Origin of the sequence: Polaribacter batillariae (genome assembly GCF_017498485.1) — a bacterium.
Taxonomy (GTDB): domain Bacteria; phylum Bacteroidota; class Bacteroidia; order Flavobacteriales; family Flavobacteriaceae; genus Polaribacter; species Polaribacter batillariae.
Genome location: NZ_CP071795.1, coordinates 2,515,127 through 2,541,414, shown reverse-complemented (window position 1 = coordinate 2,541,414; position 26,288 = coordinate 2,515,127). Strand labels below are relative to the sequence as shown.

The following is a 26,288-nucleotide window of genomic DNA, read 5'->3' as shown; positions in this document are numbered from 1 at the left end:
CCTTAAAAAACAAACATCATGCAAAAATTATTTACTTTATTATTCGTTCTTTTAATTATTCCTTCTACTGTTTTTTCTCAAATTGAAACGTACACTTTAGCCTCTAAAAACCTTCATAGAAAAGTTCGAAAAACAACTACAAATTATTACACTTACGATAACAATAGTGGTGGTTTTGTATTGCGATCTACATCTATAGAACGCTTTAACGACGATGGTAATTTGGTGGAAACCCTTTATCAATATAATGGTTCTTATGCTAAAACACAACCTACCAAAAAATTGTACCACTACAATAACAAAAAACAATTAGTTGAAATTCAAGACATTAGTGCTGTTAGAAAAAAATATTCTGTAAACATTAAATTCACATATAATTCTGATGGGAATGTTACAAAAAAGAATCTGTGTATTTAGATGGAAGCAAATATTACACCATTTACGAATACGATAACAAAGAAAAATTAATTAAAATAAAAGAATTCTCTAAAGAAAACTCGTTAACCAGCGAAACAGACATTTCTTATGATGGAAGAACAAGAAGAGAAAAAAGAACAAATTACAATACCAAAGATGGAAGCATTTATGGAACCTACACTACTGTTTACGAAAGAGACGTAAAAACAGCATACTTATCTAATAGTAAGTACGCAAATACCAAAACTACATACACCTACAATAAAGAAGGCGATTTGTCTGCTTCTAACTACGTGGGTAAAACCTCTTCTACATCGAATTACGATTACGAATACAATCGAAAAGACAATTGGATAAAAAAACATTATAGATCAGGCAAATATCAATATTTTTATTTTAGAGAAATTATTTTCGAGAATGGAGATGTTACTGGAAGCGATGCTTTTGATAAAAATTACATTAACAAATATGGTAATTTTACCAATGTAAATGTTGTTCCTTTGGTTCTGAAAAAAACAAAGAAAACGACTGTTACAAACACAAACATGCCTTCTTTTGCGAACAAAAATTGGACCTTTACTACTGTAAAAATTGGAGAAAACACAAAAGCTTTAAACGGAACTTGCGATTTAACAGTACAAAATAGTAATAAAATGGATGTGGGAGCAAAAGTTAATTTCTCGTTATTTCTTAATGATAAAAAAACAGAAATGAACCTAACTATTAAAGGATATTCTAATAGAGATAAATCTTATTTTTGGACGATGGAAGACAGTACAAAAGCAAAAGTATATCTATCTCTTTTTAAAGAAAAAATAGGTAAAATAGACGCTGTTTTAACATTAGGAGAAGGAGCCAATAAAACAATGGTTTTTTTAAATTAAAACAATTATGAAGCTAATTTCTGAACACATAACTTCCCTAATTTGTATTTTAGGCATTACCATTTTTATTATTGTTTACTTGATTTACCAATACAAACAACTAAAAATAAAAGAAATAAATAAATTAAATTACTTATTTTTAGATTTTAAAGAAGAAAAAATAATTTCTAATCAGCTTCGAAAATTGCCAACAGAATTAAAAACTTTAGAGCAAAACACGCAACAAAAGTTGCAAAAAATTAAAGTGGATGTTTTAAATATTAATTTTTCTTTGGTTGAGATTTTTAAGTAAATAAATAATTAACCAAACCTAAAACTGTTTTATGAAAATTAGATTATTATTGATTTTATCAATATTATTTTCATCAATTACATTAAGTCAAAATAAACGTTTATACCATTTAAACTTTGAATTCAAGATAATATTTATTATCTTTCGGGGTAAAATTTATTATCTTTCAATATGCCAAAGAAAATTACCTTATCGATTAAAGAAGAATCTGTTGAATTGCGAAAACTATATGAGTCTACCACTACAGAATTACGAAGAGATCGTTTAAAAATGTTATACTACATAAAGTCCGGGAAGTATATCTATCGTAATGCAATCGCAAAGAAGCTTGGCAGACGTCCAACCACCATAGGCAATTGGATTAAAGACTATGAAACAGGAGGCCTTTCAAATTTATTAGAAATACATAGCGGAGGTAATAATACCGTTCATATTTCTGATAGAGCAAAAGCCTATATCTCCAAGACATTATCTAACAGCGATACCACCATAACTTCCTATATAGAGTTACAAGCTCATATAGCCGAAGATTTATCAGAGATGATAAATTATGGTGCACTTTATGCACATTGTAGGCGAAAACATAAGTCTAAGCTAAAAGTATCAAGAAAGTCACATTATAAAAAAGACCCGAAAGCCGAAATGGTTTTTAAAAAACCTAGAAAACACTTTTAAATTATTTAGAACAAAACTAAATAAAAATAACTTTGAATCGGTCAATTTATTTTTTCAAGATGAATCTCGTTTTGGATTAATCACCAAACAAAAAAGAGTCACTACAGCTAAAGGCGTTAAACCTATAGCAAAGTACAAACATAGTTATCAGAGTAAATGGCTATGGGGAAGTTTTTCACCCATTACAGGTGAGAGTTTCTGCATGCTAACAGATACTGTGTGTAAAGACTTTTTTATTGAGTATTTAACAGACTTAAGTGCCTGTAATCCTTTGGAACTAAAAATTGTAATTATTGACAATGCAGCTTTCCACTCTACTAAAGATGTAAAATTGCCTGATAATATTATCTTATTACCTATCCCTGCATATTGCCCTGAACTAAATCCAGCTGAAAAAGTTTGGCAATACCTTAAAAGTAAAATTGCAATGAAAATTTATGACACTTTAGATATACTAGAATCCAAAATAGAGCACCTAATTTATCAAATGGATAATAATACCATTAAGTCTATAACCGGATATGAATTTTATCTAAAATCTTTTTATAACGTTTTTAATGTTTAAATGGTATTAGATAGTCTTTTAACTCTTTCTAAAAAAGCAAAAGATACGTTACTAGTTAAAGTTTTAAATGAGATTTCTTGGGAATATAAAAACTCAGATTTAGACACTTCTTATTATTTTGCAAAAACTGCACTAAAAAAAGCTTTATTTATAAATAACAAAAAATCAATTGCCCAATCTTACAACAGTTTAGGTAGGTATTTATCAAGCAAAATCTAAGATTGATAGTGCTATTTATTATCATCAGAAAAGTTTAAATCTAAAAATTGAAATTAAAGATTCTATTGGTATAGCAGATTCTTATAACAATCTTGGAATTATTCTAGATGAAGAAGGTAATTATTTAGATGCTTTAAAAAATTATTTTAAGGCATTAAAAATTTACGAAAAAAAGTACAAGTTTTGATTAAATTCCAGTAGATTTAGTAAAAATTATAATATAAATAGCCTCTTATAAAATTTTAAGAAGCTATTTATATTATAATTAATTTTCTTCTATCCAAATATGTTCATTCAAAAAATCTAAAAAATCTTCCCACCAACTATTTTCTACCTTTTCTACCATTTCTGAAACATTCCCACCAGTCGACTTTGCAGATATTCTAACATCACCCGCTGATAAATTAAAACTAAAAAATAAAACAGCAATTACTAATATTTTTTTCATAATTTTTATATTTTTACATTTATCTGTAAAGATATAAATATAAAATGGAAAAAAAAATTTGGGGATCAAATAATACAAATTTTCTGAAAATTATTGGAATATTGACTATGATAATAGATCATATTGGTAAAATTTTTTTCTATAAAAACATCAATTACCAAGTAATTGGAAGAATCACATTTCCTTTGTTTGCATATTGTCTTGTTGTTGGTTTTTTAAATACTAAAAACTTTAATAAGTATCTAAAAAGATTAATCGTTCTTAGTTTTATCTCACAACCTTTTTATATTATAGCTTTTAATAAAGATTATTTTGATCTTAATATTTTTTTCACTCTTTGGCTTGGGCTTATAAGTCTATCATATATACGTGAAAAAAAATGGTTATTACTTTTGTTTGTTTATATTATATCTTATGCTTTTGTAATTGATTATGGAATTTATGGAATCCTTTTAATAAATGTTATATACTTAACCAGAAAAAGAAAAAAAGTAGCACTATTAACATTATCTGCACTTTTCATTTCACTTTTATTTATCAATTACAACCATTTACTATATGATATTTTACGCAATGAAAAAATTCGTTTTATTCCAAGAAATAGTAGTTTAAATATTTTTGGAATATTTGTTCTTCCAATTATTTTTCTTATAAACAAATCTTTTCCTAAAATCAATAAATATTTTTTTTACGCATTCTATCCTCTACATCTACTAATTTTATTTGCTATTAATTATTTAACTATTGACTAATAAAATTACTTTTAGAAACCTAACTACCTAATATTTAAAATATTCTCTAAAAAATGAAAGAAATTGCCATTCAAAAAGAACAATTATTAGAAAAAGAATTCGCTATAAAGAATAGAAATTTATATGCGATTCTTTTGGGCTCCGCATTGCTTATTTTAGCAATTATCTTTTTTGCTATTTATAAGAGAAACCAATTTAAACAAAAACAATTACAAAAAGAAATCGATTTAAAAGATGCTTTAGCCACTATAAAAACACAAAATAAATTGCAAGAACAACGTCTTATAATTTCTAGAGATTTGCACGATAACATTGGTTCGCAACTTACATTTATTATTTCTTCTGTGGATAATTTAAAATTTGTAACGAAAGATGCCAATACAAAACTAAAAGATAAATTATCTGGCATTAGCACTTTTACATCAGAAACCATACATCAATTAAGAGATACCATTTGGGCAATGAATAAAAGCGAAATTACAGTGGAAGACTTACACACAAGAATTTTATCTTTTGTTGAAAAAGCAAAAAATGCTACAGAAAATATCGATTTTATTGTCAATTATAATATCGATAAAAACCAAGCTTTTTCTTCTTTAGAAGGCATGAATATTTTTAGAGTAATTCAAGAAGCCATTAACAACGCTATAAAATATGCCAAAGCCACAAAAATTGAAATTAAAATTGATAAAAAAGAAAATCAGTTTGTAATTTCTGTAATAGATAATGGTGTAGGTTTTGATATAAATAATGTACAACTAGGAAATGGTTTAAGTAATATGGAAAAAAGAATGAGTGAAATTAATGGAAAGGTAATTATCAATACAACCAAAAAACAAGGCACAGAAATTAAAATAAGTTGTGCCTTGTAATTAATTATTTTAAGCTTTTATTTTTTAACAGATTAATGAGCTGCTTTTAATCTTTGGTCATCAGATTCTTGAATGACTGTGTTGAGGTTTCAAATTGGTTATTATTTTCGTTTCAATTTGTTCGTTCACTTTTTGTAGAAGGTATAGCAATAAGCATCATTAAATTAAATAAGATTTCTATATTTATAAACTTTTCGTTAATATCCTAAAACAATTAAAAAATGAAATTAGCTCTTTTTTTTCTTCTAATTTTTCTTAAAACAGCTAATTATTGCTATTCACAAGAAGTAAACAAAACTATTGATAGCTTAAAAATTAATTTAAAAAAAGAAAAAGGAAAAAATAAATTTTACACCTATACCAATCTTTCCAAAGAGTTTGTAGGCATAAATTTAGACAGTGCAAAAAAATATGCCAATAAGGCTTATAATTTATCTTTAGAGTTAAAGTCTGATAGCCTAAAATTACAAGCACTAAAAATATTAGGTTTTAGAAATTTTGAAAGCGGAAATTATGATATTGCAATTCAAAAATTTGACGAAGCTTTAAAAACTAGTATAAATATTAAAGATTCTACTTCTATTGCAGATACATACAATGGTTTTGCTATTATATATTCAAAAAAAGGTGACTTAAAAAAATCTATTGAATATAATTTTAAAACACTTTCTATCTATGAAAAAATAAATGATAGTTTAGGTATTGGAAATACTTTAATGAATATTGGTTGGGATTATAGGAAATTAAAAGAGTTTGATAAATCTTTAACGTATAATTTAAAATCACTTAAAATTTATCAAAACATAAATAACTCTCTAAAAGTTGCAATGGTAAACAACAATATTGCTGGTACTTACAATGAATTAAGTAATTATAAAAAAGCAATTGAGTATGCTAAACAATCTGAAGAATACTTTTTAAAACTTAATTATAAGAGATTTTCTGCCTACCCAATAAGTGTTATGGCCATAGCTTTTGATAGTTTACAACAACCTAAAATTGCAGAAAAGAAATACAAAGAAGCAATAACGCTTCACACCAAAAATAGAGAACCTTTTGAATTAGCTTTTCTTAATTATTCTTTAGCAAACTTATATTATAAACAAGGTAGTTACAGCGTTGCTCAACAAACTGCTGAAAAAGCATTTACATTTGCAAAAGAAGTTGATTCGAAAGAATACATAGCTGATATTTCTAAACTTTTATCAAAAATTTACGATAAACTAAAAAAATATAATTTATCGAATACGTATTTGAAACTTTACGTAAAATACAATGATAGTATTATAAGTAGTGAAAAGTTAAAATCAATTGCAGAGATTGAGACCAAATATCAAACAGCAAAAAAAGAAAAAGAAATTGCCATTCAAAAAGAACAATTATTAGAAAAAGAACTCGCTATAAAAAATAGAAATTTATATGCAATTCTTTTGGGTTCTGCATTGCTTATTTTAGCAATTATCTTTTTTGCTATTTATAAGAGAAACCAATTTAAACAAAAACAATTACAAAAAGAAATCGATTTAAAAGATGCTTTAGCCACTATAAAAACACAAAATAAATTGCAAGAACAACGTCTTATAATTTCTAGAGATTTGCACGATAACATTGGTTCGCAACTTACATTTATTATTTCTTCTGTGGATAATTTAAAATTTGTAACGAAAGATGCCAATACAAAACTAAAAGATAAATTATCTGGCATTAGCACTTTTACATCAGAAACCATACATCAATTAAGAGATACCATTTGGGCAATGAATAAAAGCGAAATTACAGTGGAAGACTTACACACAAGAATTTTATCTTTTGTTGAAAAAGCAAAAAATGCTACAGAAAATATCGATTTTATTGTCAATTATAATATCGATAAAAACCAAGCTTTTTCTTCTTTAGAAGGCATGAATATTTTTAGAGTAATTCAAGAAGCCATTAACAACGCTATAAAATATGCCAAAGCCACAAAAATTGAAATTAAAATTGATAAAAAAGAAAATCAGTTTGTAATTAAAGTTGTGGATAATGGAATAGGTTTCGATATCAATTCTGTAGAATTAGGCAATGGTTTAAGCAACATGGAAAAACGAATGAGTGAAATTGGTGGAAGGGTTAAAATAATTTCAAAAGTAAGAATAGGCACAGAAATAAAGATAATTGTGTAAATTACTAGCACATTTAAAATATGAAATTCTCACTATTTATTTTCTTTCTTTTTATGGTGTTTTCTTCGGTCGCTCAAACAGAAGAGAATAAAAATTATCGAGATTTTGAAGCTTCTTTAAAAAACGGATTCAAATATTTAGAACTAAGAAAAAGAGATAGTTTAGAGTTTTTCGTAAAAAAAACAGATAGCATTTTAAAAGTTAATCTCGATTCTACTAATTATTTTAGATATAAAATTCTTGAAGCCTCTTTAGATATTAGAAAAAATGAATCTGACAAAGCCATTTCTAGTTTATTAAAAACGCAAACATTCTTTAAAAAGAAAAAAGATACTGCAAATTTAGCACTTACACTCTACACCTTAGGTATTGCCAATTACTATTTAAATAGAAGGCCTGTAGCTATCACTTATTTTGAAAAAGCTTACAGTTATAAAGAGTATATTTCTAAAAAATTAGCCACCAAACTTTTACAAAATCTCGGCTCCATGAACTTAGAAATAGGCACAGGAAACCGAAAAGATAGAATCTCTTACGTTAACAAAGCCATTAAAAGTTACCAGCAAGTTCTTAAAATTTATCAGCAAGAAAATTGGATAATAGACGAAATTTTAGCAACCACTTTATTAGCAGAATGTTACAATCAACTTAAAGAGTATAAAAAAGCAACCACTGTTATTAATAGAGCTATTTCTTTAGCAAAAAAAGCAAAAAATAAGAATAAAGAAGGTTTTGCACTTATTAAAAAAGCGAGTATTTTAAACAAGCGACAAAACTTAAAAGAAGCGCTAAAAACTATAAAAAAAGCAAGATCTATTTTCGAAACATTAGAAGATTTACCCACATTAAATTATGCTTTAATACAGGAAAAAGTAATTTTAACAAATCTAAAAAAGTATAAAGAAGCTGTACAAATTAGTGACTCGATTCATGCAAATATTGTTAAAATATATAGTAATCGCTTTGCAGATAAGGTATCTGAAATGGAGACTATTTACAAAACTGTCGAAAAAGAGAAACAAATTACACTTCAAAAAGAAGAACTATTATCGAAAGAATTAAAGATAAAAAATAGAAATTTATACATTATTTTATTTGCTGCTGCATTTTTAATTTTAGCAATTATTTCTTTTTTCTTGCTGAAGAAAAATCAATTTAAAAAGAAACAATTACAAAAAGAAATCGATTTAAAAGATGCTTTAGCAACCATAAAAACACAAAATAGATTGCAAGAACAACGTCTTAGAATTTCTAGAGATTTGCACGATAACATTGGTTCGCAACTTACATTTATTATTTCTTCTATAGACAATTTAAAATTTGTAACGAAAGATGCCAATACAAAACTAAAAGATAAATTATCTGGCATTAGCACTTTTACATCAGAAACCATACATCAATTAAGAGATACCATTTGGGCAATGAACAAAAACGAAATTACTGTGGAAGATTTGCATACCAGAATTTTATCTTTTGTAGAAAAAGCAAAAAATGCTACAGAAAATATCGAGTTTATTGTCAATTATAATATCGATAAAAACCAAGCTTTTTCTTCTTTAGAAGGCATGAATATTTTTAGAGTAATTCAAGAAGCCATTAACAACGCTATAAAATATGCCAAAGCCACAAAAATTGAAATTAAAATTGATAAAAAAGAAAATCAGTTTGTAATTAAAGTTGTGGATAATGGAATAGGGTTCGATATCAATTCTGTAGAATTAGGCAATGGTTTAAGCAACATGGAAAAAAGAATGAGTGAAATTGGTGGAAGGGTTAAAATAATTTCAAAAGTAAGAATAGGCACAGAAATTAGCATGGAAATTTTTCTAAAAAAATACGGCAAATGACGTATCCTTATTTTTATAGAATTGTTTTAACTTGAAACAGTAAATAACCAAACTTATGACTCTAAAAATATGCATTGCCGAAGACAATTACTTTTTAGTAAAAACCATTAAAGAAAAACTCTCGTATTTTAATGATGTTACTGTAAAATTTCATGCAAATAACGGTGCAGAACTCATTGGTAAATTAGAAGAAAACCATAATATAGATGTTATTTTAATGGACATTCAAATGCCAGAAATGGATGGCATTAAAGCCACAGAATTGGTAAAAAATAAATACCCCCACATAAAAATAATAATGCTTACGGTTTTAGATGATGATGATTGTATTTTTAATGCTATAAAATCGGGTGCAAACGGGTATTTATTAAAAGAAATCGATGCAGAAAACTTATACAAAAGTATTCTACAAGTTACCAAAGGTGGTGCTCCAATGACACCTAGTATTGCTTTAAAAACACTTAATTTACTTCGAAATCCAAAAATTTTAGAGCAAAAAAACGAAGAGTTAGAAGAAATAAAATTATCGAAAAGAGAAACAGAAATTCTTATTCAATTAAGCAAAGGGTTAAACTATAACGAAATTTCAGATAATTTAATTATTTCGCCATCTACTGTTCGAAAACACATCGAAAATATCTATAAGAAATTACAAGTACACAGTAAAATGGAAGCTGTAATGAAAGCGCAAAAGAGAAATCTTATTTAAAAAAATAAAATTTTGTATCTTTAAAAAATAGTCATTCCACTAAAAAATGATACAAAAAAAAATTTTAATTGGTATAATTGCTGGTCTATTGGTTGGTATGTTTGTTACCTCTGTAATTGTTACAAATACAAATAATTTGTTAGAATTATTTTTAACAAAAATTACAGCAACTTCGATAATTACAGGTGTTTTTTGTGGTGCATACGCTTACACTTCAAAATCGAAACTGCAAGTTTTTTTCGTGTCTATAATTATAGGAATCGTTTTATTTTACCTAAAATATTTAGTAACCGGTCACGATTTTGATGCCTTAACAATGGGCGCATTTGTAGGTGCTATGTTAGGAGGCGTTTTTGCAATTATTAGCAAAATATTAGATTCTTATTATATTTACAAACGCCTTCAAAAAAGAAGAAAAAAAGGGTTTGGAAACTATCGCTAATCTACGTATTGTGCTACATTTTGCCACGGACCGCCATTAACCGCATCTACTCCATTCTGAGCCAAAAATTGGGTTGCTTGCCCACTTCTAGATCCGCTTCTACAAACTGCAATTACAGGTTTATTCCAAGATTTTATTTGCTCTATTTCTAAAGGAATTAAATTTAAAACAATATGTTTCGAATTTTCGATATGCCCTTCATCCCACTCAGATTGTGTTCTAACATCTAAAATTACGGCTTCTTTTTCTAAATATTCTTTAATAATTTCAGATTTATCTTTCTGACTAAAAATTCCAAACAACCCCATTTTTTTAACAATTTACGATTGTAATTCGTTTACTTGTAACAAATTCAATCCGTTTTCAATTAACTTTTTGTACGACTTATTTTTCTGTAGCGTTAACAAATAGTTTAAAATATTTTTTTGTACATCAAAATTATTTTGCAAAGCTACTTCATATAATTCTAAATTCAACAACCAATCTGTAGGAAATTTTGTTTTTACTTGATTAAAAATCGTTTTTATTTTTTCTTCAGAAGCTGTTTTAGTTGTACGCATTTCACGTACGTTGTCGTATAAATTGTAAAGAACTTTCTCGTTTTCGGAATATTTAATTTTATGTGTTTTTGTTTCAGATACTTTAGAGGTGTCTTCAAATGAGTTGATATCTGCTGCCCCAGAATATGCCGAAACAACTTCTTTGCCTACTGCCATATCGTAAATGCCCCATTCTGGTTTAAATAGCAAAGTGTCTTTGTAACTAACTGTGCAATTTTCGAAAGAAATTAGTAGAATTTTGCCTCTTAAATCTCTGGTTCCTGTAATTACGTCGCCTTCGACTTTTACACCACCTTCAAACTCTAATGCAATCTTTTTTCCTTCGTAAATTTGGTAAGCTTCTAAATCTCTTGGGCTCATGTTTTCAATGGCAATATTTATACCTTTTAATTTTCCAACAGGGCTACCAAAACCATTAGAATGATTTTCTATTCCATGACCAATTAATTCTTTATCTCTATTTGCTAAAGCTGTATTTCCAGTAGTTTGAAAATAAATTGGTTTTCCGTTTTCGTCTTCAATAACATGGGTAAAAATTCCCGAAATTTGAATTCCAGTACTCAATTCTATGGTTCCTAAATTTTTAGAATTTATTAATTTTTGAATGCCTTTTAAGCCACCTTTTCGAATTGCCATTTTATTTGCAAATTGTTCTAAAACCAAACTTAAGTGTGCAAAATCTGGCGTAACAAATAACTGTGGTTGTGGTTTTGTAATGTCGAAATTTACATTGGCGGCTTCAATCGAATAAGGCACTTTTTTTACTTCGTCTTTCATACACCAAGCACTTTCGCCAATAGAAGAAAGCAAGCCTGCTCCATAAATTTTAGGGTTTTGTAAAGTACCTATTAAACCATATTCTACTGTCCACCAATGCAAATTTCGTATTTGAGCCATTTCAGACAGTTCGCCCATATTATCTTGTAAATATTCTACTTTTGCTTGTGCTTCTTCTATTTCTTTTTCTGTAGAATTTGGGTCTTCTTTTAAAATAGACAACAAACGAATCGCTTCGTACATTTCGTAGTCTTTTGCAGAGGAAATTGCTTTGCTACCAATTTCGCCAAATCGTCTTAAATATTCTGCATATTCTGGATTGGCAATAATAGGTGCATGTCCTGCAGCTTCATGAATAATGTCTGGTGCTGGTGTGTATTCTATATGATTAATCGTTCTCATGTCTGATGCAATTACCAATACATTGTAGGCCTGAAACTCCATAAAAGCATTGGGTGGTATAAAACCATCTACAGAAACTGCAGCCCAACCAATATCTTTTAAAATACGGTTCATGCCTTCCATATGCGGAATTTTATCAATAGAAATTCCTGTTTTTTTTAATCCTTTTACATAAGAATCGTGTGCAACTTTACTCAAATAATCTACATTCATTCGCATTACATAGCGCCAAACTGCCTGGTTTTGAGCTGTGTATTCGTTATAAGGCTGTTGTACTACAAACTTGTGTAAATGTTTGGGAAGTTTTTTAGTAACATCGTTCAATTCAAAATGAGCATCCATAACATGTAATTATAATATTCACACAAAATTACACATTAAAATATAGATTTAATATTTTTTAACAACCAAAAGTTTATTTTTCTGCCTTTACAACAATTATATTTAAGACGAATTGAAAAAAACTACATCAAAAAAAAATGTAAAAAATAAAATAATACGATTTTCTTTTACAGTACATTTAAATTATAAATGATATTGCAATCATCATTTTAGTAGCGATGATTTTTTACACCATCAGTTTTATAAAAATTCAGAAAAAAAAAAAGACGCTCTTTACAGAACGCCTTTCTTCATTAATTCAAAAAAATATAAATTTAAGAAAGTGCTTCTTCAATTACTTTTATAGCATCTTTAGCCTTAGATCTTTTTGCGATATCTAAAGCAGTCATCTTCCCTTTTGTAGATTTTGCTTTTATATTGGCACCATTTTTAATTAGCAATTTTGCAATTTTAGCTTTGTTATGTCTGGCTGCAAACATTAAAGGTGTTAATCCGTTAGATTTTTTGTTTACGTCTTCACCCGATTTAATTAATGCTTCTACGGCATCGTAATTACCCATTTGTATTAGTTTACAAAAAGCACTAATTTTATAGTTCGTGGTAATTTTTAAAGATTGTTCTATTTTAGTTGAAGAAATAGAAGTTGCATTTGTAGTTACCGTAAAAGTACATAAACACAGTAACATTGGTAAGATTAATTTTTTCATAATAAATTAAGTTTTTTGGGTTTATAAGAATTGTATGTTGTTATCTAAAAGACTGCCGAAAAAACATTTTGTTTCAGTAAAAAAGGTATTTAACACGTTTTTAACTTTCTGTGTTTTATGTTAATACATTTCTAAAAAGTGGTAACAAAGCACAAAAAGTCGTTTTACCCAATCTCTTTTACGCTATCGGTTTCGTAAAAATTTAAAGAGAAGCCAAAAATCTTTCTTATTTTTACAGTTCAATTTTAGATGATGAATAAGAAAGTAATTTTAATGATTTTAGATGGATGGGGTGTTACACAAGACCCTAAAGTATCTGCAATTTACAACGCAAAAACACCTTACATAAATAGTTTGTACGACAAATATCCGCATGCGGAATTAAGAACCGATGGCTTGCATGTTGGTTTACCTGAAGGACAAATGGGAAATTCGGAAGTTGGCCACATGAATTTAGGTGCTGGCAGAATTGTGTACCAAAATTTAGCAAGAATTAATAAAGCTGTTAAAGAAAAAACTTTAGGACAAGAAAAAGTATTGATTGACACTTTTAATTACGCCAAAGAAAACAATAAAAACGTACATTTATTAGGCTTGGTTTCTAATGGTGGAATTCACGCTCATATAGACCATTTAAAAGGAATTTTAGATGTTGCCAAAGAAAACAATGTAGGCAATGTATTTTTACACGCCTTTACAGATGGTAGAGATTGCGACCCAAAATCTGGCACTTATTTTATTAACGACATTCAAAAATACATGAAACAAACAACAGGAGAATTGGCTACTGTAACTGGGCGTTATTTTGCAATGGATAGAGATAATCGTTGGGAAAGAATTCGTATCGCTTACAATGCTTTGGTAAACGGAATTGGAAATAAAACTACAGATGCAATTGCTACTATCAATAAAAACTACGAAGCCAATATTACTGACGAGTTTATAGAGCCAATTATTTTAACAAATGAAGATGGAACCCCGAAAACACAAATAAAAGATGGAGATGCTGTTCTATTTTTTAACTATAGAACAGATAGAGGTAGAGAATTAACAAACGCATTGTCTCAAAACGATTTTCCTGATTTTAAAATGAAAAAGTTAAATCTTTATTTTACAACCATTACTTTATATGACGATACGTTTAAAGGAATACATACAATTTATACGAACGAAAATATAAAAAATACTTTAGGCGAAGTACTTTCTAAAGCAGGTAAAAAGCAAATTAGAATTGCAGAAACAGAAAAATACCCACATGTTACTTTTTTCTTTTCTGGCGGACAAGAAGATCCTTTCGATGGCGAATCTCGTATTTTAAGAAATTCTCCAAAAGTGGCAACTTACGATTTAAAACCAGAAATGAGTGCATACGAACTAAGAGACGCACTTTGTAAAGATTTAGAAAAAGGCTCTGCAGATTTTGTTTGCCTAAACTTTGCAAATGGCGATATGGTTGGGCATACAGGAGTTATGGAAGCAGCCATTAAAGCATGCGAAGCTGTAGATATTTGTGCAAAAGATGTAATTGAAACAGGTTTAAAAAACGGATATTCTACATTGCTAATTGCAGATCATGGAAATTGTGAAACAATGATGAACCCAGATGGTTCGCCTCATACATCTCACACGACCAATCCAGTTCCTTTTATTTTAATTGATGACGAAATAAAATCAGTAAAAAATGGTATCTTAGGCGATATTGCTCCTACAATTTTAGAGTTAATGGGAGTAGCACAACCCAAAGAAATGACACAGCATTCTTTACTATAAATTTTATAATTATGAAAAAAGCATTCGCAATAGTATTCACCATTGTTTTAATGTCTTGTAACGCACAACAAGAAATTACTGCTGCAAAAAATAAAAGTGGCGACTTAGTTGGCTTTGCTAACAAAGAGTCTTTTATGCAAGCGCCTTACAATTCTTGGTTTACTAAAAAATTTAATAATTACACACCAGATGCTGCAACAATAGAAGCTTTAAAAAAAGAATTAAAAGGATATAAAATAAAAGGTTTTATAGGAACTTGGTGCGGAGACAGTAAAAGAGAAACACCACATTTGTACAAAATATTAGAAGCAGCAGATTTTAATACAAATAAATTAGAGTTAATTACCGTAAATCGCTCTAAAAAAACACCCGATAATTTACAAGAAGGGTTTAATATTATAAGAGTTCCAACCTTTATTTTTTATAAAAATGATAAAGAAGTAGGACGTTATGTAGAATACGCAAGAGAATCTTTAGAAAAAGACATTTTAAAAATCGTTTCTAAACAACCCTATAAACATTCTTACGATAAAAGCAAATAATGTCTTTTAATAACCACTTACTAATTGCAGTAGATTTTGATGGTACCATTGTAGAAAATGCATATCCAAAAATAGGAAAACCATTAATTTTTGCTTTTGAAACACTTCGAAAATTACAGTCCGAAGGTCACCGATTAATTCTTTGGACCTACAGAAGTGGTTCTAAATTAGAAGAAGCAGTTGCTTTTTGTAAAAAAAATGGCATCGATTTCTACGCTGTAAACAACAGTTATCCCGAAGAAAATTTCGATGGAAAAGACAGTAGAAAAATTCATGCAGACTTATTTATAGACGATAGAAATGTTGGTGGTTTTATTGGTTGGACAACGATTTACAAACAAATTTTTAACTACGAACCAAATGTAAAAAAGAAAAAAAGGTTTTTCTCTTTTTTCAAATAACCTAACTACAATTTTAATTCTTTAAATTATAGTAACTTTGCGTTTCAATTTTTTTAATATGATTCAAATTAAAACCAAAGAAGAAATAGAATTAATGCGCGAAAGTGCCTTAATTGTTTCTAAAACTCTAGGACTGCTAGCCAAAGAAGTAAAGCCTGGTGTTAGCACTTTGTATTTAGACAAACTTGCAGAAGATTTTATTAGGTCAGAAGGTGCAATTCCTGGTTTTTTAGGTTTGTACGACTTTCCGAACACACTTTGTATGAGTCCGAATTCGCAAGTCGTTCACGGAATTCCTAACAAAGAGCCCTTAAAAGAAGGCGATATTATTTCTATAGATTGCGGAGCCAAGAAAAATGGTTTTTATGGAGATCATGCCTACACTTTTGCTGTTGGAGAAATCGCAGCAGAAACAAAAAAATTACTAGACGTTACAAGAAAAAGTTTATATGTAGGAATTCGTGAATTCAAAGCAGGAAATCGTGTTGGCGATGTTGGGTATGCAATTCAAAAATTTACAGAAGAACATGGTTATGGCGTTGTTAGAGAGTTGGTTGGACATGGATTAGGAAGAAAAATGCACGAAGACCCAGAAATGCCCAATTATGGTAAAAGAGGAAGAGGAAAAAAGTTTGTAGAAGGCATGGTAGTCGCCATAGAACCTATGACAAATTTAGGAACTCATAAAATAAGACAACATTCAGATGGTTGGACCATTACCACTTTAGACAATAAACCTTCTGCACATTTCGAGCACGATGTTGCCATTGTAAATGGAAAACCAGAATTGCTTTCTACTTTTAAATATGTTCATGAAGCGTTGGGTATTGTTACTGATGAAGAAGATGAATTTAGACAGTAGGTTATTACGCAGAGTATTTTCGCAGAGAAACACTGAGTAATAATTACAGACTGGATAAGTATAGTTTAATAAATTATGGATAACAATACAGTAACCGAAAAAATTATTGGAGCTGCGATAGAAGTTCATAAAGCTTTAGGTCCTGGTTTATTAGAATCTGCATATCAAGAATGCCTTTATTTTGAATTGAAATCTTTAGGTTTAGAAGTTAGAAAAAAAATATCGCTTCCAATTATTTATAAAGATCTTAAACTAAATCATGGTTACAGAATTGATTTATTAGTTGAAAACAAAATAGTTATAGAACTTAAAACTGTTGAAGCTTTTACAGATGTCTATACTGCACAAATTTTAACTTATATGAAACTTGGAAATTATCCTTTAGGTTTGTTACTTAACTTTCACACAAAATTATTGAAAAACGGAATAAAACGCTTCATACATACTCCTTAAAATTCTGTATATCTCTGTGAAAAAACTCTGTGAAACTCTGTGAAACAACAACCATGTCTATATTCAAATCCATCCTAAACACAATTCCGAGACCAATTCTAATAAAGGCAAGCTATCTCGTTCGCCCAATAATTGCTTGGTATTTAAAAGGAGATAAATTTACAGATCCTATAGATGGAAAAAGTTTTAAAAAATTTTTACCTTATGGATATGGCAAACAAAGAGAAAACGCATTATCGCCTTCTACATTATCATTAGAAAGACACAGATTAATGTGGCTTTTTTTGAAGAATGAAACCAACTTTTTTACTTCAACAAAAAAAATAAAAACGCTTCATATAGCACCAGAACAATGCTTTTTAGACCTTTTTAGAAAGCAAGAAAATTTAACGTATATCACATCTGATTTAGAATCGCCAATTGCAGATGTTAAAGCAGATATTTGCAATTTACCTTTTAAAGACAACGAATTTGACGTTATTTTTTGCAACCATGTTTTAGAACATATTCCAAACGACACAAAAGCAATGCAAGAATTGTATAGAGTTTTAAAAAAAGGTGGCATGGGAATTTTTCAAATTCCACAAGATCTTTCAAGAGAAAAAACTTTTGAAGACAACTCTATTACAGATCGAAAAAAAAGAGCAGAAATTTTTGGGCAATACGATCATGTAAGAATTTATGGTAGAGATTATTTTAACAAATTACGTTCTATTGGTTTTACCGTAAACGAAGTCGATTATACAAAAAAAATTGCTCCAGAGAAATTAGAACAATTTTGCTTAATGCAAAACGAAATTCTTCCTGTGTGTTATAAATAATTAATTAAATTTTCTTAAATAATCTACCATTTTCTCTAAAGACTCTGTTCCTTTTACAATTTTTCCATCTTTAAATATTTGATACGATCCTTCTTCTAATTTTACTACTTTCGAATTTCCTTCGTAATTAGCAGTTGTATCTTTAAGTGCTCTTACTTTAGTTCCATTTTGATTTAGCCAAACCCTAGTATTTCCTTTTAAAGCTTCTATTTTATTATTATGAAAAGTACCTAAGTAGTTATATTGAGAATTTGCGGGTAACACAGTTCCATCTACCGAAAATAAATAAGCATTTATATTGTAATCATTCTCTACGTATAAAGGGTGCACACCTCCCCCTAAATGACCTCCAAAAATGTACCAATCTTTTTCAATTTTTACTTCTCCGTCTTTATTATATTTACGTATAATATCTCCTTTCTTTAAAGTTTTTAATAAATCTTCTTGATTAGAAACCTTTACTGTCTTTTTTACATTTAAATCATACACCATAGGTTCGTAAGAATTATTAGGATAGGTAACTAACCTTCCATTAGATCTTGGCAACATTACTTTTCCGAAATGTGTAGAAATCGAGTTAAAATCAGATGGATTTGGCAACATAGCTCCTGTGCCTTTATAGGTATTAAAGCAAAAAATTTTATTCGGATTTTCTTTTTTATTTTGTAAAACAATGTAGCCTTCGAAACTAACTCCGTAAGAAAATTCTGATGCTTCTACAACAATGTCTCCAACATCGTTTAAAACACCAAACTTATTGTCTTTACTGTAAAGTGCATAATTATTTTTATTAAAGTCGTAAATACTATCGACCTTTATGGTAAGTTTATTTGATGTTGCTTTCCAAACTGTTTTTAAAGAATCTATTTTTTGTAATTCTTTTTCTTTTCTTAATTTCTCTTCGGCAATTCTTTTTTCTTCGGCAATTTGTAATTCTAATTCTTCATTAATCGTTACAAATAAATCTAGTTGTTGCTCATATACCTCAGATTTTTTATCTTTAGAAATAAGAAAAAATTGTTTCGAATATTTTTTTGCTTCTCTATAGTCTTTTAATTCAAAATAAATTCTAGAACCTAAACTCGCAATTTCTGGCGAAGTTATAGTATCCATATACTTCATTGCTTTTTCGAAAAGTATTAATGCTTCTTTATAATCTATACTTTCTTCTATAACAGAATTTGCTCTTTTAATATAAACTTTAGCAATGTCTAAATTAGACTGTGCATATGACATCGAAAATGCAAGCACACAACAAAGCGTTAGTAGTATTTTTTTCATAATAGTTTAGATAAGTTAGGTTATGTAATATAGCAAAAATAATGTTTAAATCGACAAATTATGTACCTATTTGTAGGTATAATTTGTAAATTCTTCTAAATTTCCGGCTTCGTTTATGTAAATAAGAATTACTTTTATAGATGCATTATTTTTAATAAATGCTTTTGTTTTTTCTAAGCCCATGGCCATAAATGCAGTTGCATAACCATCTACATCTGCACAATCTAATTTCGAAATTACAGAGGCACTTAATAAATTACTTTCTAAAGCGTAGCCTGTTTTGGGGTTAATGGTATGTACATATTTTTTACCATTTTCGGCCATTCTAAATTTTCTGTAGTTGCCAGAAGTTGCCATAGATTTGTTAGACAAATTTAATACTTTATAACCCGTGTTAGAATTACTTTTAATAGGATCTACTAATTTAATAACCCAAGGTTTCTCTTTCTTTTTGGTTCCTTTTGTACGAATTTCTCCACCAATTTCAATTAAATAATTAGAAATATTTTTACTTTCTAAAAAACGAGCAATTACATCTATTCCATATCCTTTACCTATCGAGTTAAAATCTAAATAAATTGCGGCGTTTTGTTTTACCACTTTATTATTTAAGATATTTACCTTATCTAAACCCACAAATTGCATGTGTTGCTCTATTTGTTCTTGCGTTAAATCGTTTTTCTCTTTTTTAGGACCAAAACCCCAAGCATTTACCAAATTACCTACTGTTGGGTCGAAAAAACCATTTGTTTCTTTATAAATTCGTTTCGATTTTTTAAAAATTTCTTTAAAATATTTATCTACAATAACTGTGGTGTCTCCTTTGTTTATTTTTGAAATATCTGATGTGGGTATATAAGTAGAAACCGATTTGTTTACCAATCGAAATAAACTATCTATCGATTTTTGATAGTTTTTAGGTGCATTTAAGTAAGTGATTTTATAAGTTGTGCCAAACACAAATCCTTTTAATGTAAAATCTGCATTTTTAACCTCTTTTTGGCACGAGATTAGCGATAAAAAAAGCAATAAAAAAAGGGGGAATTGATAGGTTTTCATAAGCATTAAATCTAAGTCACAAAAATAATATATAATTTTTTCATAAATTATTGATATTCGCTCTTTTTTATTCATCGATTTTGTTAAATTTGTGGGAATAATAAATCGTTAAGTTTAAAAATAATGAAGAAAATATCGTTACTATTATTATCCGCAGTTTTAGTTAGTTCTTGTGTGTCTAAGAAAGAGTTTGCAGCATTACAAGCAGAAAAAGAAAGCACAGAAACAGAATTGCGTACTGTAAAAACCAATTTGCAAAAGTGTTTAATTGAAAAGGAAAAAGAAGACACGAAGCTTTTTGCATTACAAGAACAGGTAAAATCTTTACAAGAAGATAAAAAATCTGCCTTAAAACAAGTAGAAAACTTAACTGTTTTAACACAATCTTCTTCTGATAACATTAAAACTGTTATTTCTCAATTGAGTGAGAAAGACAAATATATTAATGGAATTAGAAAAGCAATGACTCAAAAAGATTCTATTAATTTGGCAATTAAGTACCATTTAACTAGAAATTTAACTGAGGGCATACAAGATAAAGATATCGAAGTAAATGTAGAAAAAACGGTTGTTTTTATTTCTATTTCAGACAAATTATTGTTTAAAAGTGGAAGCTACAACGTAACAGATAATGCATATACTGTGCTAGAAAAAATCGCAAAGGTAATTAAAGATCAGCCTCAAATGGAAGTGATGATTGAAGGTCATACAGACCCAACTCCAATTAAAAGAGATTTAATACAAGACAACTGGGATTTATCTGCTTTAAGAGCGACTTCTATTACACGTATTTTACAATATAAATTTGGGGTAAAACCAGAACGTTTAATTGCTGCTGGTAGAAGCCAATATGTACCTGTGGTTGAAAATAATTCTCCAGAAAACATGGCAAAAAACAGAAGAACAAAAATTATAATTATGCCTAAATTAAATCAGTTTTTTGATTTGTTAGAGCAAGATGCTAAGTAGTTTTTAGCTTTTTAAAATTTTTAAAAACCACTCTTTTTTAGGGTGGTTTTTCTTTGGCTACAAATATTTTATGTTTATACCCTTAGGTTTATAGATTGTTTAGCACAAAAAAAGGTAGATTTAAAACCTACCTTATGCATACAGTGTTATTTTTAAAGAGATAAAAAATTATTTCTTTACAATTATTTACCTAACTTTTTAATCTCTTCTTTATACTCTTTAATAGCAGCATCGATTTTTCCTTTTTTAATTTCTTCATTAAACTCTTCGATTGCTTCTTCATGAATTTTAGTGTATTCTTTTACGGTTTCATCTAATTCTTCTTTTAAATTGTCGAATTTTTCTGAAAATGCTTCGAAATTTTCTTTCATTACTTCTTCAGAGGCATCTGTATTGTCTATTAATTCTTTGTATTTTTTCTGAACCTCTGCAACGCCTTTCTCAACTTCTTCCGTTCTTAACCAAATAGGTATGGTGTTTCCTAAATTAGCGATTCTGTAATTCATGTTTCTAATACGTTGTGCAGTGGTAGAGTTTTTAGCCTTTTTTATATCTGCCAATTCGTAGTTTATTACAGTATAGTCTGCCCAATCGTCGAAACCAACAATGCCTTTAGAATCTAAATTGTAAGTGATAGAAGTGCCATCTTTCATCTTATAGCTACGTGTTTTAACCTCTTCTTCCATTTCTTCTGCTACTTCTTCCATATTTTCTATTGTAGATGCGATGTCTTCTGAAATTTCTTCTTTTGTATTAGATGTTTTTTTATTTCCAGTATCACATGAAACAAACATAAAACTAGAAAATGTGAATGCAGTTACCAATAATTTAATTGAATTCATTTTCATAATCTCTATCATTTTAATTAGTTATTCACACAAAACTAAATAAATAACGAGTTTAAGTTTAACGTAAATAAAATTATTTTGAACTCTTTAAGCTTTTAGAGGTTTTTAGCTAATTGTCTTTCAAATTTCGAATAAACTCTTCTACAGAAAGCGCATTTTCTACAGAAAAGTTTCCAATTTTTGTTCTTCTTAATGCAGATAAGTGAGCGCCTGAGTTGAGTGCTTTGCCATAATCGAAAGCGATGGAACGAATATAAGTTCCTTTGCTACAAACAATTCTAAAATCTACTTTTGGTAAGTTAACCTTGGTAATTTTAAAATCTAAAACGGTTACAGTTCTCGATTTTATTTTTGTAGTTTCTCCTTTTCTTGCCAATTCGTACAAACGTTTTCCTTCTTTTTTAATCGCTGAAAAAATCGGTGGTTTTTGTTGAATACCGCCTATAAACTGTTGGGTAGTTTCTTCTAATAATTCTTTAGAAATATGTTCTGTTGGAAACGTTTCGTTTATTGCTGTTTCTAAATCGTAACTTGGTGTAGTTGCACCTACTGTAAAAGTACCTGTATATTCTTTTATTTGCCCTTGATAGGTATTTATTTCTTTGGTTTGTTTTCCTGTACAAACAATTAGCAAACCTGTGGCCAAAGGATCTAAAGTACCTGCATGACCTACTTTAATTTTTTTGAGTTTAAAGCGTTGTTTAATTTCCCAACGAAGTTTGTTTACTACTTGAAAAGAGGTCCAACTTAGCGGTTTATCAATTAATAAAACTTGGCCGTTTTTATAGTCTTCTTCAGTCATTTATTTGCTGAAATTTTAAGTTTTATTAATTTAAAAGTGCGTAGCCAATTGCAATACTTCCTACAATTGCACAGTAAATCGAAAAGTAAGAAAGTTTGCTTTTCTTTACTAAAGAAATCATCCATTTACAGGCGAATAAACCTGCTAAAAAAGCAGCCATAAAACCTGCTAAAATTGGCGTCGTTTGTGAAGATTCGAAATTTAAATCTCCACTTAAAACATCTTTTCCGATTTTACCAAAAATTAAAGGAACCACCATTAAAAAAGAAAAACGTGCAGCTCTTGTTCTATCGATTCCTAACAAAACGGATGTAGAAATGGTTGCTCCAGATCTAGAAATTCCAGGTAACATTGCAATTGCTTGCGATATGCCAATAATTACTGAGTTCGAAAAAGATACTTTCTTGTTAGTTTCTTTTGCTTTATCTGCCAACAATAGCAACAATGCTGTTAATACTAGCATGCAACCTACTAATAAAATTTTTCCTCCGAAAAAAGATTCTAATTCTTCTTCGAAAAGTAAACCTACTAATACTGCAGGAATCATAGAAACGATAATTTTTAAAGAAAACTGAAATTCTTCATTCCATTTAAACTGAAACAATCCTTTTAGAATTTCTATAATTTCTTTTTTAAAAATTACCATCGTACTTAATGCGGTTGCAAAATGCAAAACGACCGTAAATGTTAAACTTTCTTCTGGTACAGAGGTATCTCCTAAAATGGCTTTTGCCAATTCTAAATGTCCGCTTGAAGAAACTGGTAAAAACTCTGTTAACCCTTGTATAATTCCAAGAATAATTGCCTCTAAAATATCCATTCTTATGTATTAGGATTTGCTAAAATAGCATATATCTCGATTCCTAAACCTATAATAACCAATGTTGGCGCCAAACGAATTCGTTGCCAATTGTAAATTTCTTCATTAAAAACCTCTGGGTTATCACTGCCTCCACCTGCCATAAAAATAAAGCCTAAAGAGATAAAAACAAGCCCCACTACCATAATAATGTAGTTCTTTTTGCCGAATAAAAATTCTGGTTTTTGAATATTTTCGTTTTCCATATAATTAATAATAAAGTTCGTCTGTTCGTAAGTTTAAAAAACGCTGTGTGGCAAAAAATGTACTTAACCAAGTAATTAAAAATGCTGCAATTAAAACACCACCAACTAAGTAAGATAAAGAAAGGTAATCTTTTAACAAGCCTAAACTTGGTGCAAATTTATCTGCATAATAAATAACTACTGCCAGGCCAATTAATGCTAAAAAAGCACCTATAAAACCTAATTTTACACTTCGCCAAATAAATGGTTTTCTTATAAAACTTTTGGTTGCACCAACCATTTGCATGGTTTTTATGTTAAATCTTTTAGAGTAAATAGAAAGTCTTATAGAGCTATTAATTAAAATAATTGCGACTAAACCAAAAAACGCGCTTAAAACTAGCAACCAAAAACTAATTCTTTGAATGTTTTTTGTAATTAGATTAATTAATAATTTATCGTAAGTAACATCTGCTACAAATGCATTTTTAAGAAAACGCGTTTCTAATTCTTGCATTTTTTCTGGCGTTACAAACGCAGCTTTTACATAAATATCGATTCCGTTTTTTAATGGATTTTCTCCAACAAACTTCATAAAATCTTCGCCAATTTCTTTGCTGTAATTTTTAGCTGCTTGATGTTTAGATGTATAAATTATTCTTTTGGTAAACTCTTCTTTTTGTAAAGATTCTTTAAAACTATCTATTTGCTTTCTACTAACATTGTCTTTTAAAAATAAGGTAATTGCCACTTTTTCTTTAACACGATTGGCTACTAATGAAGATTTTAAAAGCACAAAACCTAAAACACCTACCATAAAAAGTACCAAAGCAATACTAATTACAACAGAAATGTAAGAAGATGCTAAACGCCTTTTTTGATAAGATTCGAATTTTGAAGCCATTCGTACTATTTTTTAATGGTGCAAGATAATAATTCGTGAGCATTTGACAGTGTTCGTTAGCAGTATTTTAACTAATCTCTTTCTTGGCACAATTCTATTAAAACACCATTGGTAGATTTTGGATGCAAAAAAGCCACTAATTTATTGTCTGCTCCTATTTTTGGTTCTTTATTTAAAACCACAAAACCTTCTTTTGTAAGCCTTTCCATTTCTGCTTTTATGTTAGCAACTGCAAATGCAATATGGTGAATTCCTTCGCCTTTTTTACCAATAAATTTTGCAATCGGACTTTCTGGATTTGTGGCTTGTAGCAATTCTATTTTATTAGGTCCCGATTTAAAAAATGAAGTTTTTACACCTTCAGAAGCGACTTCTTCTACTTTATAATGTGGTTTTCCAAAAAGTGAAGCAAATAAGATATTCGAAGTTTCTAAATCTTTTACAGCAATTCCAATGTGTTCTATTTTTTTCATAGTGTAAAAATAGAAAAAACACCTCACATAAAATAAGGTGTTTTTGCACAATTTTCCCAAGTATTAAAACCTCTTTTTTATCCATTTTGCACAACAAAGATGCAGATTGATTTTAAACAAAGCATCAGGTAAAATCTTGAAAGCTATAGAGGAAAAACCCTCTTTTAAAAATTACACCACAACAAAAAAACTAAATAAAAATCTAATAATCAAATATTTATAACTGTAATGAATATTTAATTTTTTCAATTTTGTTTTAAATTGTACTTTGTAATTTATTAACTAACCTTTATTTATATGAAAAATTTATTTAAAATTTCGATGCTAGTATATGTATGTGTATTGTTTTTAAACAGTTGTACAGAAAAATGCGAACACAAAAATTATGATGTTAACAACTCTAGACCCTCTAATACAATTACCTATAAAGAAATGGCGGGTATGTTTCATCAATATGATGTTGGACAAAAAAAAGTTTTAGATGCTTATAGAGCTAAATTTACTGGTGATAAAACAGATACGGTTGAAAGTATTTCTCATTTTTATGAAATAAATCAACTTAAACAATACATCGCATATATAGAAAAACTGTCGAAAGAGAAAGACATTGCTTTGACTGGAGTTCGCATTTTTTCTGCAGCATATCCTAAAAACTATGAAGACAAATCTTTAAGAGGAAGGCATTCTTTAATTTTTATGCCCACTGCAAAAATAAATGGAAAACATGTTGCTTATGAACCTTTATATTCAAAAAAAGGAAATCCTGTTGTGTTTACAGAATTTTTAAACAAGTTTAGTTCCGAAGAAACAAAACAAGTTATGAGAGCTTCTTTTCTACCACTTTTTTCAGCTCAAGAAGACGATTTAGAAAGTTCTGGTGCAAATAGATTAAAGCCAAGTCCACCAATGTAATATGTTTTTAAATATCGCTTACATCTCTTCATTTATATCTGTACTGATATATATAATTGTTTATGTTAAAAATGT

At 28.8% G+C, this 26,288-nt stretch carries 33 protein-coding genes; 21 read left to right on the top strand and 12 right to left on the bottom strand.

Translation table 11 applies throughout. The annotated features are described in order from the left end of the window. Positions 1–18: 18 nt before the first annotated feature. The 7 genes from JL193_RS11220 to JL193_RS17515 all read left to right on the top strand — a co-directional run bounded on the left by JL193_RS11220 (position 19) and on the right by JL193_RS17515 (position 3,239). Positions 19–417, top strand: a complete 399-nt coding sequence (locus JL193_RS11220; RefSeq protein ID WP_207970889.1) for a hypothetical protein — start codon at positions 19–21, stop codon at positions 415–417. Further along, a complete protein-coding gene (locus JL193_RS11215; RefSeq protein WP_207970888.1) occupies positions 408–1,301 on the top strand; it encodes a hypothetical protein in 894 nt (297 codons plus the stop codon). Before JL193_RS11220 ends, JL193_RS11215 begins: the two co-directional genes overlap by 10 nt. Before the next feature lie 7 nt (positions 1,302–1,308). Then, positions 1,309–1,593 (top strand): hypothetical protein, encoded by a 285-nt coding sequence (locus JL193_RS11210; protein WP_207970887.1) that lies wholly within the window; start codon positions 1,309–1,311, stop codon positions 1,591–1,593. Between the two features lie 171 nt (positions 1,594–1,764). Beyond that, entirely contained in the window at positions 1,765–2,268 is a 504-nt protein-coding gene (locus JL193_RS11205; protein WP_207970473.1) for a helix-turn-helix domain-containing protein, read from the top strand. Beyond that, positions 2,210–2,833, top strand: coding sequence for an IS630 family transposase (locus JL193_RS11200; RefSeq protein WP_207973462.1), 624 nt, complete (start codon positions 2,210–2,212; stop codon positions 2,831–2,833). Before JL193_RS11205 ends, JL193_RS11200 begins: the two co-directional genes overlap by 59 nt. After that, positions 2,834–3,052 (top strand): hypothetical protein, encoded by a 219-nt coding sequence (locus JL193_RS11195; RefSeq protein WP_207970886.1) that lies wholly within the window; start codon positions 2,834–2,836, stop codon positions 3,050–3,052. It begins immediately after the preceding gene. Further along, entirely contained in the window at positions 3,033–3,239 is a 207-nt protein-coding gene (locus JL193_RS17515; RefSeq protein WP_207973461.1) for a tetratricopeptide repeat protein, read from the top strand. Before JL193_RS11195 ends, JL193_RS17515 begins: the two co-directional genes overlap by 20 nt. A 78-nt stretch (positions 3,240–3,317) precedes the next feature. On the opposite strand, the gene JL193_RS11185 is transcribed toward JL193_RS17515, so the two are convergent. After that, positions 3,318–3,500, bottom strand: a complete 183-nt coding sequence (locus JL193_RS11185) for a hypothetical protein (RefSeq protein WP_207970885.1) — start codon at positions 3,498–3,500, stop codon at positions 3,318–3,320. A gap of 44 nt (positions 3,501–3,544) precedes the next feature. Here JL193_RS11185 and JL193_RS11180 point away from each other — a divergent pair, with 44 nt between their 5' ends. The 6 genes from JL193_RS11180 (at position 3,545) to JL193_RS11155 (ending at position 10,284) form a co-directional block, all read left to right on the top strand. Continuing rightward, on the top strand, positions 3,545–4,252 hold the full coding sequence (locus tag JL193_RS11180; RefSeq protein ID WP_207970884.1) for a TraX family protein: 708 nt from the start codon (positions 3,545–3,547) through the stop codon (positions 4,250–4,252). Between the two features lie 53 nt (positions 4,253–4,305). Continuing rightward, positions 4,306–5,124: a sensor histidine kinase gene (locus JL193_RS11175; RefSeq protein ID WP_207970883.1), complete on the top strand. Its 819-nt coding sequence runs from the start codon at positions 4,306–4,308 to the stop codon at positions 5,122–5,124. Positions 5,125–5,345: 221 nt separating this feature from the next. Beyond that, complete coding sequence (locus JL193_RS11170) at positions 5,346–7,286, top strand: tetratricopeptide repeat-containing sensor histidine kinase (RefSeq protein WP_207970882.1); 1,941 nt, start codon at positions 5,346–5,348, stop codon at positions 7,284–7,286. Positions 7,287–7,306: 20 nt separating this feature from the next. Further along, positions 7,307–9,133 carry a tetratricopeptide repeat-containing sensor histidine kinase gene (locus tag JL193_RS11165; RefSeq protein WP_207970881.1) on the top strand — a complete coding sequence of 609 codons (1,827 nt, stop codon included), beginning with the start codon at positions 7,307–7,309 and terminating at the stop codon, positions 9,131–9,133. Between the two features lie 55 nt (positions 9,134–9,188). Continuing rightward, positions 9,189–9,842: a response regulator transcription factor gene (locus JL193_RS11160; protein ID WP_207970880.1), complete on the top strand. Its 654-nt coding sequence runs from the start codon at positions 9,189–9,191 to the stop codon at positions 9,840–9,842. 46 nt (positions 9,843–9,888) lie between these two features. After that, complete coding sequence (locus tag JL193_RS11155; RefSeq protein ID WP_207970879.1) at positions 9,889–10,284, top strand: hypothetical protein; 396 nt, start codon at positions 9,889–9,891, stop codon at positions 10,282–10,284. Here the strand turns inward: JL193_RS11155 and JL193_RS11150 are convergent. The 3 genes from JL193_RS11150 to JL193_RS11140 form a co-directional block, all read right to left on the bottom strand. Continuing rightward, the gene (locus JL193_RS11150; RefSeq protein WP_207970878.1) at positions 10,281–10,592 is read right to left on the bottom strand and encodes a rhodanese-like domain-containing protein; all 312 of its coding nucleotides are present in this window, start codon (positions 10,590–10,592) and stop codon (positions 10,281–10,283) included. The genes JL193_RS11155 and JL193_RS11150 overlap by 4 nt on opposite strands. Before the next feature lie 12 nt (positions 10,593–10,604). Then, on the bottom strand, positions 10,605–12,365 hold the full coding sequence (locus tag JL193_RS11145) for an aromatic amino acid hydroxylase (RefSeq protein ID WP_207970877.1): 1,761 nt from the start codon (positions 12,363–12,365) through the stop codon (positions 10,605–10,607). 314 nt (positions 12,366–12,679) lie between these two features. Continuing rightward, positions 12,680–13,072: an ankyrin repeat domain-containing protein gene (locus JL193_RS11140; protein WP_207970876.1), complete on the bottom strand. Its 393-nt coding sequence runs from the start codon at positions 13,070–13,072 to the stop codon at positions 12,680–12,682. A 252-nt stretch (positions 13,073–13,324) separates the two neighbouring features. Between JL193_RS11140 and gpmI the strand changes: the two genes are divergently transcribed. From gpmI to JL193_RS11110, 6 genes are all read left to right on the top strand, one after another. Then, positions 13,325–14,842 (top strand): 2,3-bisphosphoglycerate-independent phosphoglycerate mutase, encoded by a 1,518-nt coding sequence (gene gpmI / locus JL193_RS11135; protein WP_207973460.1) that lies wholly within the window; start codon positions 13,325–13,327, stop codon positions 14,840–14,842. Positions 14,843–14,853: 11 nt separating this feature from the next. Further along, positions 14,854–15,384, top strand: coding sequence for a thioredoxin family protein (locus tag JL193_RS11130; RefSeq protein WP_207970875.1), 531 nt, complete (start codon positions 14,854–14,856; stop codon positions 15,382–15,384). Beyond that, positions 15,384–15,785, top strand: a complete 402-nt coding sequence (locus JL193_RS11125; protein ID WP_207970874.1) for a BT0820 family HAD-type phosphatase — start codon at positions 15,384–15,386, stop codon at positions 15,783–15,785. The genes JL193_RS11130 and JL193_RS11125 overlap by 1 nt, the downstream gene beginning before the upstream one ends. Positions 15,786–15,843: 58 nt before the next feature. Beyond that, positions 15,844–16,647, top strand: a complete 804-nt coding sequence (gene map, locus JL193_RS11120; RefSeq protein WP_207970873.1) for a type I methionyl aminopeptidase — start codon at positions 15,844–15,846, stop codon at positions 16,645–16,647. 75 nt (positions 16,648–16,722) lie between these two features. Continuing rightward, positions 16,723–17,100 (top strand): GxxExxY protein, encoded by a 378-nt coding sequence (locus JL193_RS11115; protein WP_207970872.1) that lies wholly within the window; start codon positions 16,723–16,725, stop codon positions 17,098–17,100. 53 nt (positions 17,101–17,153) lie between these two features. Next, positions 17,154–17,921, top strand: coding sequence for a class I SAM-dependent methyltransferase (locus JL193_RS11110; RefSeq protein ID WP_207970871.1), 768 nt, complete (start codon positions 17,154–17,156; stop codon positions 17,919–17,921). Here JL193_RS11110 and JL193_RS11105 read toward each other — a convergent pair whose 3' ends face one another. Both JL193_RS11105 and JL193_RS11100 read right to left on the bottom strand, forming a co-directional pair. Beyond that, the gene (locus JL193_RS11105) at positions 17,922–19,202 is read right to left on the bottom strand and encodes a hypothetical protein (RefSeq protein ID WP_207970870.1); all 1,281 of its coding nucleotides are present in this window, start codon (positions 19,200–19,202) and stop codon (positions 17,922–17,924) included. A gap of 66 nt (positions 19,203–19,268) precedes the next feature. Then, positions 19,269–20,261: an FAD:protein FMN transferase gene (locus JL193_RS11100; protein WP_207970869.1), complete on the bottom strand. Its 993-nt coding sequence runs from the start codon at positions 20,259–20,261 to the stop codon at positions 19,269–19,271. A gap of 123 nt (positions 20,262–20,384) precedes the next feature. Here JL193_RS11100 and JL193_RS11095 point away from each other — a divergent pair, with 123 nt between their 5' ends. After that, positions 20,385–21,230 (top strand): OmpA/MotB family protein, encoded by an 846-nt coding sequence (locus tag JL193_RS11095; protein WP_207970868.1) that lies wholly within the window; start codon positions 20,385–20,387, stop codon positions 21,228–21,230. Between the two features lie 182 nt (positions 21,231–21,412). Here the strand turns inward: JL193_RS11095 and JL193_RS11090 are convergent, their stop codons facing one another. The 6 genes from JL193_RS11090 to mce form a co-directional block, all read right to left on the bottom strand. Continuing rightward, entirely contained in the window at positions 21,413–22,078 is a 666-nt protein-coding gene (locus JL193_RS11090) for a hypothetical protein (RefSeq protein WP_207970867.1), read from the bottom strand. Between the two features lie 109 nt (positions 22,079–22,187). After that, on the bottom strand, positions 22,188–22,880 hold the full coding sequence (gene truB / locus JL193_RS11085) for a tRNA pseudouridine(55) synthase TruB (protein WP_207970866.1): 693 nt from the start codon (positions 22,878–22,880) through the stop codon (positions 22,188–22,190). A 25-nt stretch (positions 22,881–22,905) separates the two neighbouring features. Next, positions 22,906–23,700 carry an undecaprenyl-diphosphate phosphatase gene (locus JL193_RS11080; RefSeq protein ID WP_207970865.1) on the bottom strand — a complete coding sequence of 265 codons (795 nt, stop codon included), beginning with the start codon at positions 23,698–23,700 and terminating at the stop codon, positions 22,906–22,908. Between the two features lie 2 nt (positions 23,701–23,702). Beyond that, positions 23,703–23,945, bottom strand: a complete 243-nt coding sequence (locus JL193_RS11075) for a DUF3098 domain-containing protein (RefSeq protein ID WP_207970864.1) — start codon at positions 23,943–23,945, stop codon at positions 23,703–23,705. 4 nt (positions 23,946–23,949) lie between these two features. After that, positions 23,950–24,828 carry a cell division protein FtsX gene (locus JL193_RS11070; RefSeq protein WP_207970863.1) on the bottom strand — a complete coding sequence of 293 codons (879 nt, stop codon included), beginning with the start codon at positions 24,826–24,828 and terminating at the stop codon, positions 23,950–23,952. Positions 24,829–24,899: 71 nt separating this feature from the next. Then, positions 24,900–25,301, bottom strand: coding sequence for a methylmalonyl-CoA epimerase (gene mce / locus JL193_RS11065; protein WP_207970862.1), 402 nt, complete (start codon positions 25,299–25,301; stop codon positions 24,900–24,902). Between the two features lie 297 nt (positions 25,302–25,598). Between mce and JL193_RS11060 the strand changes: the two genes are divergently transcribed. Further along, entirely contained in the window at positions 25,599–26,213 is a 615-nt protein-coding gene (locus tag JL193_RS11060) for a hypothetical protein (protein ID WP_243456736.1), read from the top strand. Positions 26,214–26,288 lie beyond the last annotated feature (75 nt).